Here is a 14321-nt window from a genome sequence, read left to right as displayed (position 1 = left end):
GGGACAGCCGCGCTTCCATACGTGATCTTGCTACCAGCAGCTAAAACAGCGCCGATTTCGCCTCTGGTAGCAAGATCACGGGGTGGGTGAGGTTCATTCCCGCGCGCGGGCGATGGAAGCGAGAATGTACTGGGGACGTTTCAGGTCCTCCCAGGTGAAGCGGACGATACGCACACCCGGATGCCAGCGTTGGAGGGCGTTCTGCCGCTCCCGGTCCCTGAGCAGTGCCTGAGGCAGGCTGTGCGGACCGAGCCCGTCCGCTTCACCGATGAGCTGGAGCTCCTCCCACCAGAAGTCGGCGATCCCGATGGTTCGTCCATGTCCATCTCGAAAGCGATGCTGCAGGCTTGTGGGAGGTATTCCACCGTCCACACAGGTCAGGCGTACACGGGTCTCCAGGGGGCTCGCGGAGTGCCCATCGGCCAGGGGCCACCAGCGACGCACCTTCACACATCCCTTGCGCCCTCGATTAGCCAGCTCCAGCTCCTCGATCTCCTCTTCGAGGATGAGTCCTTGGTGCAGCGCGGAGTCCATGAGGCAGACAGCGGTTTCTCGATCCACTCGAAGCAATGTGTCGCGCAGAGTCCTGCCGGGATCGGTCAAGCGGATGCCCGACACAGTGGAGATCTCGTTGGGGCGCACCTGCCAGCTGTGCAGGGTGATGCGGTAGTGGTGGCGCTGAGCTCCGAGTGCGGGGATCACCATGTGAACGGTTCGACCGTCCCATCGCGGAAGACCCTGCATTCCCCACAGACGTACTGCAGTCTCACCACCAGCGAAGGAGTTTGGGCCGAGCGCCAGCTGGGCGGCCATGGTCGCGGAGCGAAGGTGCGTGTCTGAGCTGGAGGAGACGGTCAAGGACCGTACGGAGTAGACACCGGTGTGAGGACGCCCCCACTCACCATTGCGGATGAGACGACGGGCATCGCTCTTGGTGACACCGGCATGATGGGCCTGTTCCCAGCTGAGCACCCCGTGTTGCCGGGCCGCGATAGCGAGTGCGGCGCTGGGCACAGTACGGGTGCCGCGCGTGGCTGAGCATGCTCTGGTGTGCCGCGGTTGAGCAGCAGTAGCAGGGTGTCCCGAAACGGAGCGACTGTCCTGCCGCGAGGTGGAATGGCCTCGCTGAGATTCGGAAGGGCTCATGCCTTCAGCGTGAGATGGTTCCGCTGCTAAAGCGAGGCTCATTTTCCAGGCTGTGGATAACCCTGCTCGGTCCTCCCCGTGATCTTGCTACCAGAGGCAAGTTCGGCTTCAAGCTTGCCTCTGGTAGCAAGATCACGGGGAGAAGGAGGGAGAGAGTCTGGACCCGGCCGATAATCTCTAGGCATGCCTGGACCCCGCCGACGTCGCGCGCCCTCGATCCGCCCCGCCGAACAGCACACCGAGTGGCTGGGACTCCTCTCGCCCGACGGGCCCTTCCTGTCCTCGGAGGTCCTGCTCGAAGCCTTCCCCGACGGCCTGCCCGCGCTCGACACCGAGGTGCGCCGCACCCTGCGGCAGGGGTGGCACGAGCTCGACCGGGAGCGCACCGGCGCCCTGGTGCCCGGGTGGATCGAGCTGGTGCTCGGAGAGCTCCTCGGATGGGACGAAAGCCAGCGCGCGCAGCCGGCGGTGGAGGGCACGCGCATGGCCCCCGAGTTCGCGCTCTTCGGGCCCGCCCCGGGCGGGCGTGCGGAACGCCTGCACTTCTACCGGCTGCCTCTGGGCACCGAGCCCGCCCGCTCCCAGCGCGGCCGGCCCTCCCCGGTGGAGACTGCCGCGGCCCGCTGCCGAGAGTCTGAGGTTCCGCTGGCGCTGGTCACCGACGGCCAGTTCTGGGCGCTGGTGCACGCGCTGCCCGGCAAGCCCACCTCGGTGGGGGTGTTCGACGCCGACCTGTGGGGTGAGGAACCCCTGCTGCTCCAGGCGTTCGCGGCGCTGCTGGAGGGCCAGCGGGTGCGGCTGCCCGCCCTGGACAGGGGTGGCGAGCTCACCAACGCCGCGGCGGCCCTGTTCGAGCGGACCCTCGACAAGCAGAGCGACCTCACCGAGGACCTGGGCGGCCAGGTTCTGGACGCGGTGGAGCTGCTGGTCGCCGACATCGCGCGGCTGGACCGGGAGTCCAGCGGGCGGTTCCTGGAGTACGTGGGTGAACGGGAGATCTACAAGGGCGCGCTGACCGTCCTCATGCGGTTGGTGTTCCTGCTGTACGCGGAGGAGCAGCGGCTGCTGCCGACCGACGACCTGTACGCGGACTACTACTCGGTCAGTCGCCTGCACGACCAGCTCACCGCCGACCGGGACCAGCTGGGCGAGGAGGTCGTGGACCGGCGGGCCGCCGCCTGGCCCCGGCTGCTCGCCCTGTTCAACGGAATCCACCGGGGGTCCGAGCACCCGGACCTGCGGTTGCCGCCGTACGGGGGTTCGCTCTTCGACCCGCAGGCGTACGAGTGGCTGGAGGGCTTCGCCATCGCCGACCGGGTGGTGTTCGAGGTCCTCGACGCGCTGGTCATGCTCAAGCCGAAGACCAAGAAGGGGACCCCCACCCGGATTTCCTACCGGGGTCTGGGGGTGGAGGACATCGGCCACGTGTACGAGGGCCTTCTGGAGTTCTCAGTCCGCAAGACCCACGGGCCGTACCTGGGGCTGCGCGGCAAGCTGGAGCCCGAGCTGCCGTTGGAGCGGGTGGAGGAGGTCTACTCGGAGGGGGAGGAGGCCTTCCTCGCCTGGTTGCAGGAGGAGACCAAGGCGACACGGACCCAGCTGAAGAAGATGCTGGCTGCGGAGCCCGGTCCGGAGGAGCGGTCGCGGCTGCACTCGGCGTGGGACAGCGACGCGGAGCTGACCGAGCGGACGCTTCCGTTCTGGGGGCTGCTGCGGACCGACCTGCGCGATGACCCGACGGTGTTCCCGGACCGGTCGGTGGTCTTCACCCGGGTGGGGGAGCGCAGGAAGACCGGGACGCACTACACCCCGCGTGAACTGGCGGAGAAAGTGGTGCGCTACTCCCTGGAGCCGCTGGTCTACCGGCCGGGGCCGGCGGAGGGCGCACCGGAGGCGCAGTGGCGGGTCAAACCCGCGGAAGAGCTGCTGAAGCTCAAGGTCGTGGACCCCGCTGCCGGTAGCGGGGCGTTCCTCGTTGCGGCCACCCGGTACCTGGGGGAGAGGGTGGTCGAGGCCTGGGAACGGGACGGTCTTCCGGAGGAGCTCCGCCGGGACGGCGGGGAAGCGGAAGAAGGCGCCGGTGAAGGTGTAGGAGACGCTGGCGAAGCAGGCGCGTCCGCCGACCTGGAAGACGTGCGGTTGTACGCCAAGCGCCGGGTGGCGGCGTCCTGCGTCTACGGGGTGGACCGCGACGACATGGCGGTGGAGCTGGCGAAGCTGTCGCTGTGGCTGGAGACCCTGGCCAGGGACAAGCCGTTCAGCTTCCTCGACCACGCGCTGAAGAGCGGGGATTCACTGGTCGGGTTGGTGAACGAGGAACAGGTGCGCGCTTTCCACACCGACCCTGAGGAAGGACGTGCGATCAACGCTCGGCTCTCCGGTGACGTGGAGGAGTACATCGGCAGGGTGCTGGGCGAAGTCACCGAGTTGAGGCGGGAGATCGAGTCACTGCCCCCGGTGAACGACCCGGAGGACGTGCAGCGCAAGGCCAAGTTGAACGCTGAGGCCGATGCACGCCTGACCCAGCTGCGCTTGGCATGCGACGGCGTGGTCGCGGCGGCCTTGGCGGCGGAGCGGTACGCCGAACTCGACCTGGAGGATTACGAGAAGAAACTCCAGGACGCGGAAGACAAGAAGCTCAACTGGCAGGATGCTTATAACCGGCTGCTGACTCTCCTGTCGGATGAATTCCTGGAGCTGCTGGACGAGAGCACGTACGACTTCTTGAAGGAAGAGGCGGCTCGTTCCAAGATCCGCGACTGGTTGCGGGGCGAGCGGGACCAGCCGATCCGGCCGATGCACTGGGCCATTGAATTCCCCGAGGTGATGGGGAGTGGTGGGTTTGATGCGGTGGTGGGGAATCCGCCGTTCATTGGCGGGCAGAGACTGACCGGGAATATCGGACGCGATGTCCGTGAATACCTGGTGGTAGATGTCGCCAATGGGCGGAGGGGGAGCGCGGACCTGTGCTCGTACTTCCTGCTGCGGAACCTGGACCTCGCGCCCAAGGGCCGGACCGGGATCATCGCGACCAATACCATCGCGCAGGGCGATACGCGTGAGGTCGGGCTCGACCAGGTGGTGGATCGGGACGGCTGGCGGGTCTACCGGGCGGTGAAGAGCCAGAGGTGGCCGGGCAGCGCGAACGTGCACGTGTCGTTGGTGTGGGCTGGTCATGGTGGAGACCACGAGCAGGCTTTCTTGAGCGATACGCCGGTTCGGGGGATCACGCCGTCGCTCGATCCGAAGTCCCGGGTGTCGGGTAACCCTTGGCGTTTGGTCGCCAACGCGGAGCAGTCTTTTATTGGTTCGTATGTGCTGGGTGAGGGTTTCGTCCTGGAACCGGAGCAGGCTCAGGGGCTGATCCGGAAGAACCCCAAAAACCGGGAGGTACTGTTCCCGTACCTAATCGGAAAGGATCTCAACTCCAGGCCGGATTGCTCTCCTAGTCGATGGGTCATCAACTTCGGGACAATGTCGGAGGACGAGGCCAGGGGGTATCCAGAGCCATTCGATATCGTTGAGCAGGACGTTAAGCCGAAGCGTGCTAAAAACAGCAACTGGCAACGTCGAGAGATTTGGTGGCAGTTCACTCGTCCCACTCCTGAAATGTATGGGGCTATTAGTGGCCTGGAGCGTGTCCTGGTGATCGCTCGTGTTAGCAAGACGGCCCAGCCTGTCTTTGTCGATTCTGGTATGGTTATGAGCGAGCAGGTTGTGGTCTTCGCTCGATCATCCCTCGATTATTTTGCGCTCCTGGCAAGCACCCACCACTATGTTTGGGCTGTCGCTCGATCCTCCAGTATGAAGGGGGATCTTCGTTACGCTCCTTCGGATTGCTTCGAAACGTTCCCCATGCCTTCAAAGACAGGAAGCGTAGCCACGGCCGGGGGGCTTCTTGAGCAGGAACGTCGCGAGATCATGCTGCGTCGAGGACTTGGTCTGACTAAGCTCTACAACCTGGTGCACGACCCCGAGTTCCAGGGTGATGCGGACGTCGACCGGCTCCGCGAGATCCATGTTGAGATCGATGAAGCGGTCAAGGAAGCGTACGACTGGGGCGATCTTGAGCTACAGCATGGCCACCATGAGACCGAGCAAGGCGTGCGTTGGACGGTAAGTTCGACCGCTCGCGTGGAGATCCTCGATCGACTACTTCAGCTGAACCTCGACCGGCACGCGGAAGAAGTGCGTAAGGCCATCTGGCCGCCGAAGAAGAAGTCCCGGAAGAAGGCGGTGGCAAAGAAGGCCACCGCGCCAACGATGCCGGATGGCCTCTTCCCACCGGAAGGCAGCCTCTTTTGAGTAGCCGAAGCCTGGCGCGGGGTAGTACTCCCGGGCCAGGCTTCGAGTGATGAGCTACTTGAGTGCGGTGGTGAGGAAAGTGGACCACTCGCCGGAGGGGAAGGGCAGGTGACCAGCATCGGGGTGCTTCGAGTCTCGTATAGCGGCTCCGTGAGGGAGGGAGCCGATCTCGATGGCGCTGCGGCTGCTCTTTCGGAAAGTGGTGGGGATCTGGGCAACCTCGACGCAGTCCTGGTCCCGGCCGCTGTAGCTGCTCTTCCGGAACTCAAGCCGGTGACTCATGTCTGCTTCTCCAGTGCTGTGACGGCATCGTCGATGAACTTGGCAGACAGGGAGGTGGACAGTGCCACTCCCTGGATGTTGCTGAAGGCAACGTTATACGCGTCAAGCTCCTCGGGACTTTCCAGGAGCAAGCCCGTGGTGGCTGTCCCGACGTACACGATGGGCGTGTCCTTGGGCTCAGGGAACTCCAAGATGGTAAAGGCTCCCTCCATCCCCAGGTGTTCGCCAGCTGCATAGGGCAGTACTTGGACATCAATGTTGTGTCGAACAGCGAGGTGTCCCAGGTGCTCTAGCTGCTCTTTCATCACCTCGCGACCACCTACGAGGCGGTGGAGCGCAGCCTCGTCGATCACCGCCGTCATTCGAGGCGGGTGGACCCGGTTGAGGATTTGTTGACGGCTCACCCGCGCTTCGACCAAACGCGCGATGTTCTCGTCTGCCGTGGCTCGGCCACCTCGGAAGATTGCAGCAGCATAGCTCGGAGTCTGAAAGAGCCCAGGGATGAGCTGTGGCTGGAACGTGCGAATGACCGTAGCTTCGGCCTCCCAGTCTGGAAGGGCCCTTTCGCCGAAGACGTCCTTGTACTTGGACCACCAGCCGCGTTCCTTCGCCTCGCGAGCCAGCCCGTGCATGCCTTCCCGAGTCTCGGGATCGACCTCGTAGTAGTCGGCGAGGGCGTTCAGGTCTGTGTGGCGCAGGCGGCGTGCCTCGGCGGTCTCCATCCTGCCCAGGGTGGAGCGAGGTACTCCCGCACCCTTTGCAGCGGCTTCCAGGGTGAGTCCAGCTCCTTCTCGCAGGCCACGCAGTACGTGGCCAAGTCGGCGTCGGCGGATGTTCGGGCTCTTTTGGGTCAAAGCAGGCTCCAAAACGGATAAAACGGGAGTCTTGTGAGAGTGGCTTGACTCACGAGATTCCCATTCTAAGATGGAATCTAGCTGGATGCTCACTGATGGATGCTTGAGCTGAACGCTACGCGCAGCCCGTTCCGTGCGTCATGGGAATCATGAATCTTCCAACGGGCGTCCGTTTTCACCCCTTTTGTGTCTTCTCATGCCAAGGAGTGTGTTCGTCATGCCCGGATTCGCGTCTGAGCTCGCTCGAAGCGAGGTCACCGTCCCCCTGTCCAGCTTCATCCAGCCGTACCACTCCCACTACTTCTCCGGACGGACGGAGCGCCCCCACTTCCGGCAGCGGGACTACAGCTTCCCCGGCATCCCGGACCTGATGCCCCTGACCAGGGCTTTCCTGGACACCTGCGCGGCCGACTGCCCCGACGACTACCGGTACCTCTTCACCCTGCTGGGCTCGGAGCTGGCCGCCAACGCCATCCGGCACTCCCGCTCCAGCCTGCCCGGGAACTCCTACGAGCTGCAGGTCCGGCGCACCACCCAAGGGCTTCACCTGACCTGCCGTGACCAGGGGAGTTTGGCTTCCATCGGCTTCGGCCAGCTCTCTCCCGACCCGGACGGGCTGAACCCCGACGCTGAGGCCGGGCGAGGGCTGGCGATGGTCGAGGCCCTCGCGACCACCTGGGGTGACAACGGGCTGCCGGAGGCACGCAATGTCTGGTTCTTCCTCGCGCGGGACCTGGACGGCAACCCCTGGTCGCGGCTCTGACCCAGCTTCTCCGCACATGAGAGAGGGCTCAGGAAGACGCTGCAACGTCTCCTGAGCCCCGCAAACCCTGAATTCCACGCTTGGCTATGTAAGAAAGCAGGATCAATGACGCATCCTATCCCCGTTCCCCGTCGCCCGCTGGGCTCCCGCCCGGTCAACCCCTTCCGGCCCCCGGGCGTCCCCGGCCCGGCCTGTGCCTCCTGCACCCACCGCACCTGCCGGTCCTGCCGCGCCCAGAACCTGCCCCGCCTGGGCGGACACCGCGCCGAGTTCGCCCTCGAACACCAGAAGGCCGCCCAGATCCAGGCCCGCTACCCGCGCCAGATCGTGTGGTTCGGGGAGAGCACGCAGTCGTTCTGGGTGGCCTCCCGCGGCGGCCTGTACGAGGCGAAGGACTGGGACGACCTGCTCGCCCACCTGTGGGCGCACGCCCAGGTCAGCCACCCCCGCTTCTGACCGAACCCACAGCGTTCACGGATGCGTGATCTTGCTACCAAGAGCTATTTCGACGCCGATTTCGCTCCTGGTAGCAAGAAGCGTCACGCGGGGGCGGGAGCGTCCCGCGCGCCGGTACCAAGTCCCCTCTCCCGCACCCGTCTGTCACCGGGCTCCCCTAGCCTGATCGCATGGCCGACCACACGGTGCTGAAAGCCCCCGCCCCCCGCGAGATCCGCGCTGAACTCGAAGAGCTCGTCGTCCGCGACCTCCACGGCCCCATCGGGGGTGACGAACACGAGGAGTTCCCCACCTCCGAGCGGGTGACCGACCGCTACATCCTCGGCAGACTCGCCCCCAACGGCGCGGTCGTCGAACCCGACGAGCAGGACACCCTCGCCGAGTCCGGCATCGAGGACTCCGCGGAGGCCGACAGCTCCGACCCCGGGGCGGACGTGCCCGCCGCCGCCAGCATGTTCTGCAGCGCCCACGGCTTCACCGTGTGCGTCGAACCCGGCACCACCGAGCTGCACGCCCACGCCTCCTGGGCGCACTACGACAAGGTGAAGGCCCCCGAAGGCCGCGCCCGCCTCTACCGCCGGTTCCCGCACACGGCCGACGTCGCGCTCACCCTCCCGGAGAACGACGGCCACCTGGGCCCCGTCGAACTCGACCCCGAACAGCCCGGGGCGGTCCTGCGCGGACGGGTCCGCACCTACGACGGCCGTCGACTGGTCACCGTGTTCCTCGTCAACGCCCAGCAGGGCAAGAGCAAGGAACAGCACCTGTGGCTCTTCCAGGCCGAACTCTCGCTGACCGCCGCCGACGGCACCTCCCCGGTGTTCGTGCCGCGGCCGGAGCACTTCTCCGGCGGCGACCAGCGCGACCGCGACGAACAGCGCAACCTGGCGATGACCCACCGGTTCCACGCCCAGTTCGCGGTCGGCCACAGCGTCGCAGTCGACGTCCGGACCGCCGCGGACGACCCGATGCGCGCGGTCCGGGTCGCCACCAACGCCACCCCCGGGTACGAGCTGAGGCACACCGACGTGCCCAGCGCCGACAAGGACGAGGACCTGCCCGAACTGGCCGACCTCGTGGTCGACATGAAGGTGTTGGGCGAGGAGGGCGAGGGTGCCGTCGACGTACGTGCGGCGCTGGATCCCCTGGTCAACGGCTACCGGGCCTGGATCGGGCGGCAGCGCAAGCGCATCGACGACCCCGAGGCCAGGCTCCGGCACGACGGCACCGACTTCCACCGCCAGGCCAAGGCCAACATGGACGAGGCCGAACACGCCGCGGACCGCATCGCCGCCGCAGTCGACCTGCTCGAAGCCGACCCGGCGGCGCTCGCCGCGTTCCGGTTCGCCAACCGGGCCATGCACAGCCAGCGGGTGCAGAGCATCGCCGCGCAGGGGGACGGCCATGTCGCCATCGACACCCGGGTGCACGGGGCGGACCTGCCGCACAACCGGAGCTGGCGGCCCTTCCAGCTGGCGTTCCTGCTGCTGAACCTGCCCTCCCTGACCGACCCCGCCCACCCCGAGCGTTCCGGGACCGGAACCGGCGGCACGCGCGTCGCCGACCTGCTGTGGTTCCCCACCGGTGGCGGCAAGACCGAGGCCTACCTGGGCCTGACCGCCTACACCCTGGCCATCCGCCGTCTCCAGCACGAAGAGGCGGCCCAGGGCGGCAAAGCCCCGCACTCCGACACCGGCGTCGCGGTCCTGATGCGGTACACGCTCCGGCTGCTCACCATCCAGCAGTTCCAGCGGGCCGCCGCGCTCATCTGCGCCTGCGAGACGCAACGCCGCCGGGACGAAGGCCGGTGGGGCGCGGTGCCGTTCCGGTTGGGCCTGTGGGTGGGCGGCCGCGTCACCCCCAATTCCTTCGACAACTCCCAGGACTGGGTCCGGGAAAAGCGGTCCAACCGGGGCGGCGGCGGCCAGGGCTCCCCGCACCAGCTCACGAGCTGCCCCTGGTGCGGAACCACCATCGAACCCGGCAAGCACATCGAGACCGAGAGCAAGGCCCGCCGCACCCGGATCGTCTGCCCCGAACTCGAGTGCCCCTTCGGCGACTACCTCAGCGATGGTGAAGGGCTGCCGGTGCTGGTGGTGGACGAGGAGATCTACCGGCTCGTCCCCTCGCTCGTCATCGCCACCGTGGACAAGTTCGCCCAGCTCACGTGGAAGGGGGAGGCACAGAGCCTCTTCGGCCGGGCCTCCCGGTACTGCACCCGGCACGGCTACCTGGCAGGGCAGATGCACGACAAGGTGTGCGAGGGCTCCCTGCAGCACAAGGCCGTGTCCAAGGGCGTCAACCTGCCGGTCGCCAAGGTCGGTCCCGCGGCCGCCGTCCGGCCGCCCGACCTCATCGTCCAGGACGAGCTGCACCTCATCACCGGACCGCTCGGATCCCTCGTGGGGCTGTACGAAACGGCCGTGGACCTTCTCGCGGGCTGGGACTACACGGCGCCGGGCACCAAGACGCGCCACAAGGTACGGCCCAAGGTCATCGCCTCCACGGCGACAGTGCGCCGCGCCAAGGAACAGATCGGCATGCTCTTCGCCCGCGGGGACACCCGGATCTTCCCGCCCCAGGGCCTGGATGCTTCGGACACCTTCTTCTCCCGGCAGCGCCCCACCGGCGCCGACGACTCCGCTGACGGAACCGCCGGCCACACCGCCGACGGCCGCCGGTACGTGGGGCTGTGCGCCCACGGGGTGCGCATCAAGTCGGCGCAGATCCGGGTGTACGTCGCCGTCCTGGCGGCGGCCCAGAAGCTGTACCTGAAGTACGGCCACAACGAGATCACCGACCCGTACATGACCCTGGTCGGCTACTTCAACAGCCTGCGCGACCTCGGCGGGATGCGCCGCCTGGTCGACGACGACGTCGCCACCCGGCTCAGCCGCGCCGACCAGCGCGGCCTGGCCCGGCGCCGCGCCCCCTGGGCGGAGGAGCTCACCTCCCGGCGCAACTCCGACGAGATCCCCTACATCCTCGACCGGCTCGGGGTGGCCTTCCCCGACGCCGCCGAACAGGCCGCCCTGAACGCCGCGGCCAAGAAGGGCAAGGCCAAGGGCAAACAGGAGAAGAAGGGGCCGCAGCCGCTGGACGTGTTGCTGGCCACCAACATGATCGCGGTCGGCGTGGACGTGTCCCGCCTGGGAGCCATGGTCGTCAACGGCCAGCCCAAGTCGACCGCCGAATACATCCAGGCCACCAGCCGGGTCGGGCGCAAGCACCCCGGCATCGTCTTCACCGTCTACAACTGGGCGCGACCCCGGGACCTGTCGCACTACGAACAGTTCGCCGACTTCCACGCGAACCTGTACCGGTACGTGGAGGCGCTGTCGGTCACCCCCTTCGCGGCCCGGGCCATCGACCGCGGCCTGACCGGGCTGCTCATCGCCATGGTCCGCGGCTACGACCCGCTCCTCAACCCGAACTCGGGCGCCGGCCACTTCGACCGGACCGGCCGCACCGCCGACCACCTGGCGGCCGAGGTCAAGCGGCGGGCCCGCGACGTCACCGAGGACAAGGCCACGGTCGGCTCGATCGTCGACGAGGTCGACCGGCGGTTCGACCTGTGGAACGACAAACGCGGCCTGCAGACCCTGGAGAGCTTCACCCTGGGCTACACCAGGAGCAAGAAGGAGGACGTGGGGCTGATCCGGCACCCCGAGGACGGCCGCTGGGCCACCACCACCTGCCCGACCTCCCTGCGGGAGGTGGAACCGGGGATCCGCCTGGTCCTCGACCCTCAGGACGGGCTGGGCGAGGACACCCAACACCCCTTCCAGGCCCAGAACAGTGCCGGAGACGACCAGAACGGGGCCCGGTGATGAACGAACCCATCCGCGTCGGTGAGCTGCGCACCAGCCAGCTCCTGCACACCTTCGGTATCGGCGCCCTCGTCGACCTGCCGAACCTGTCCGTGGTGGTGCGCGGGCTCGACGCCTGGAAGAGCGCCCACGCCGCACCCTTGCAGGAGGACCGCCTCCTCGCCGCGGTCCAGCGCAAACTCGGACCACAGGTCAAGGAGCTGCGCAGCCCTCCGTGGGTGCCGTCCACCGCCAACGTGTTCGACGACTGGACCCGCATTGGCGTGCCCGTGTCGGCGTTCCCCCGGTGGCTGCGCTGCACCAAATGCCAACGGCTGTCCTCCGCGGACTCGGGCGCCTTCGACCTGCTCTCCAACCCCTACAGCCCGGACAAGACCCGGTACGTGCACGGCTGCCGGGGCGAAGGCAACAAGCGTCCCGCGGCCGTCCCCGCCCGCTTCGTCATGGCCTGCGAGGCCGGGCACCTCGACGACTTCCCCTGGGTGTACTTCGCCCACCGCGGTCAGATCCCCGAAACGGGGGAGCACACCCTCAAACTGGTCGAACGGGGTACCACCGGCGAGGCCGCCAGCGTCCTGGTGATCTGCGAGGGCTGCGACGACGACCCGGCGCAGGACGCTGGACGTTCGATGGGTGAGGCGTTCGGGCCGGAGAACACCGCGAACCTGCCCCGGTGCAGGGGCCGCCACCCCCACCTGGCCGCGTTCGAGGCCTGCGACCAGGAACCCCGAACCATGGTTCTGGGCGCCACCAACAGCTGGTTCCCCACCCAGATGCGGGTCTTCAGCCTCCCGCAGGGCGACACCGCCCTCACCGACGCCGTCGCCGACCACATGAAGTCGCTGGACTTCATGGCGGCTGTTCCGAAGGAGAAAGCGGAGCAGGCGATCCGGCAGATGGTCTTCTGGCCCGACCTCGACGAGTTCGGCTTCGACGCGGTGTGGGACGAGATGCAGGCCCAGGTGGCCGCTGCACAGGAGGGTGGCACGGCACCGGCGAGCGAAGAGGAGGAGGTGGACCTGGCCAAACCGGAGTGGGAGGCCTTCACCCAGCCCAAGGACATGGACCTGCCCGACTTCACCACCAAGCGCGTGGGCCGGGTCGCGAAGAACCATCGCGAGCGGGTGGGCGACGTGGTGCTTGTACCCCGCCTGCGCGTGGTCAGCGCCCTGTACGGCTTCACCCGCGTGGACGCTCCCGAGTTCGACGTGGTCACCACCGACGACAACCGCATCGCCCCCTTGTCCGCCAAGCCTCCCGAGTGGGTGCCCTGCGCCGAGCAGCGGGGCGAGGGGATCTTCCTGCGCTTCGCCGAGGAGCCCCTGGCCGCGTGGGAGGCGGCCCCGGCCGTCAAGGAGCGGGAGCAGCAGCTCATCGGAGGCCACGGACGCTGGCGCCAGGCCCGCAACCTCCCACCCGCGGGCTGGCCGGGGATGCGCTACGTGCTGCTGCACTCGCTCGCCCACTGCCTCATCCGCGAACTCTCCCTGGAAGCCGGCTACAGCGCTTCCGGGATCGCCGAGAAGGTGTACGCGCGCGGCGGGCCGGACCGGATGGCGGGCATCCTGCTCTACACCGCCGCCCCCGACAGCGAGGGCACCCTCGGCGGCCTCGTCGCCCTGGGCACCGACCCGGACCGGCTGGGGCTGCTCGTCGACCACGCCCTGGACGCCGCCCGGCTGTGCAGCTCCGACCCCCTGTGCGCCGAACACGACCCCGGAGACCACGCCCGACTGCACGGGGCCGCCTGCCACGTGTGCCTGTTCGCCTCCGAGACCTCCTGCGAGCGCAACAACCACTACTTGGACCGTGCACTGCTGGTCGACACCATCTCCCAGGATCTGCCCTCCAGCCTCGGCTACTTCCCGTGAGCCCGCCACCCAAGAGACCGGAACCCGAACACGAGGCGGAACGTGAACGCTGGGCCCTGGAGTTGGCGATCCTCGCCGGAAAGCTGAACTCCACAGCCGTCCGGCGTTGGGCGACTGCCCTGGAGGGGTGCTCCGAGACGGGGCAGGTGGAGCGCACACTGCTCGACGCCCACCCGGTGGCGGGCATGGGCCACCATGCCGCCGCACTGGCCCGGCTCTGGCTCCAGCGACCCCACCTGAGCGGCGAGGCCTTGGGCCTGGCCCTGCTCGGCGCGGCCGCCGCTGCGGAACGGGCCGAACAGCGCCGGTCGAGCGTCGTGGCGACCGGTCCGTCCGGGCACTCCGCCTTGCACAAGAGCGCCGCGCGTACCACCGGCGCCGTCCTGGAAGAGGTGATCCGGTCGGCGCGCAAGCGGCTGCTGGTGGTGAGCTATGCCCACCACCCCTCGATCCGCATGGTGGAGGAACTGACCGCAGCGGCCGAACGCGGGGTCGTGGTGGACGTGCTGCTGGAGGAGAAGACCGGGGCGCTGCAGGCTTTCACGACCGCGTTCGCGCAGATGACCGACCAGGTCCGGCTGTGGCGGTGGCCCAAGGAGCGTCGCGGCGTGAACGGGTCGGCTTCCATGCACGCCAAACTCGTCGCCGCCGACACCGCCAAGGCGCTGGTGGGCAGCGCCAACCTCACCGGACGCGCACTGCACCACAACATCGAAGTGGGTGTCCTGGTCCGCGACCCGACCCAGGTCAAGCGCCTGGTGAGCCATTTCCGCGCATTCATGGGGCCTGAGGGTCCTCTGGAACGCGCCTGAGC

9 protein-coding genes and 1 pseudogene are annotated in these 14321 nt (G+C 67.7%); 6 read left to right on the top strand and 4 right to left on the bottom strand.

Annotated features, from left to right (window positions below; translation table 11 throughout):
* Nucleotides 1-93 precede the first annotated feature (93 nt).
* The gene (locus ACYVD1_RS12900; RefSeq protein WP_460771882.1) at nucleotides 94-705 is read right to left on the bottom strand and encodes a hypothetical protein; all 612 of its coding nucleotides are present in this window, start codon (nucleotides 703-705) and stop codon (nucleotides 94-96) included.
* A gap of 174 nt (nucleotides 706-879) precedes the next feature.
* Nucleotides 880-1146 (bottom strand): annotated as a pseudogene (locus tag ACYVD1_RS12895) (type IV toxin-antitoxin system AbiEi family antitoxin domain-containing protein); the annotation flags it as partial.
* Between the two features lie 183 nt (nucleotides 1147-1329).
* On the opposite strand from ACYVD1_RS12895, the gene ACYVD1_RS12890 reads away from it, so the two are divergent.
* Nucleotides 1330-5451, top strand: a complete 4122-nt coding sequence (locus ACYVD1_RS12890) for an Eco57I restriction-modification methylase domain-containing protein (protein WP_460771806.1) — start codon at nucleotides 1330-1332, stop codon at nucleotides 5449-5451.
* 54 nt (nucleotides 5452-5505) lie between these two features.
* Here ACYVD1_RS12890 and ACYVD1_RS12885 read toward each other — a convergent pair whose 3' ends face one another.
* On the bottom strand, nucleotides 5506-5733 hold the full coding sequence (locus ACYVD1_RS12885; protein WP_460771803.1) for a DUF397 domain-containing protein: 228 nt from the start codon (nucleotides 5731-5733) through the stop codon (nucleotides 5506-5508).
* Nucleotides 5730-6587, bottom strand: a complete 858-nt coding sequence (locus ACYVD1_RS12880; RefSeq protein ID WP_460771801.1) for a helix-turn-helix domain-containing protein — start codon at nucleotides 6585-6587, stop codon at nucleotides 5730-5732. The genes ACYVD1_RS12885 and ACYVD1_RS12880 overlap by 4 nt, the downstream gene beginning before the upstream one ends.
* 217 nt (nucleotides 6588-6804) lie before the next feature.
* Here ACYVD1_RS12880 and ACYVD1_RS12875 point away from each other — a divergent pair, with 217 nt between their 5' ends.
* From ACYVD1_RS12875 to drmC, 5 genes are all read left to right on the top strand, one after another.
* Complete coding sequence (locus tag ACYVD1_RS12875; protein WP_460771797.1) at nucleotides 6805-7350, top strand: ATP-binding protein; 546 nt, start codon at nucleotides 6805-6807, stop codon at nucleotides 7348-7350.
* A 105-nt stretch (nucleotides 7351-7455) separates the two neighbouring features.
* The gene (locus ACYVD1_RS12870) at nucleotides 7456-7806 is read left to right on the top strand and encodes a hypothetical protein (protein WP_460771794.1); all 351 of its coding nucleotides are present in this window, start codon (nucleotides 7456-7458) and stop codon (nucleotides 7804-7806) included.
* A gap of 170 nt (nucleotides 7807-7976) precedes the next feature.
* Entirely contained in the window at nucleotides 7977-11636 is a 3660-nt protein-coding gene (gene drmA / locus ACYVD1_RS12865; RefSeq protein WP_460771791.1) for a DISARM system helicase DrmA, read from the top strand.
* Entirely contained in the window at nucleotides 11636-13507 is a 1872-nt protein-coding gene (gene drmB / locus ACYVD1_RS12860; protein ID WP_460771788.1) for a DrmB family protein, read from the top strand. The genes drmA and drmB overlap by 1 nt, the downstream gene beginning before the upstream one ends.
* Nucleotides 13504-14319: a DISARM system phospholipase D-like protein DrmC gene (gene drmC, locus ACYVD1_RS12855; protein WP_460771785.1), complete on the top strand. Its 816-nt coding sequence runs from the start codon at nucleotides 13504-13506 to the stop codon at nucleotides 14317-14319. The genes drmB and drmC overlap by 4 nt, the downstream gene beginning before the upstream one ends.
* Nucleotides 14320-14321: the final 2 nt, after the last annotated feature.

The sequence above is a fragment of the Nocardiopsis nanhaiensis genome (assembly GCF_054778635.1).
This window is presented reverse-complemented; position numbering and strand designations above follow the sequence as displayed.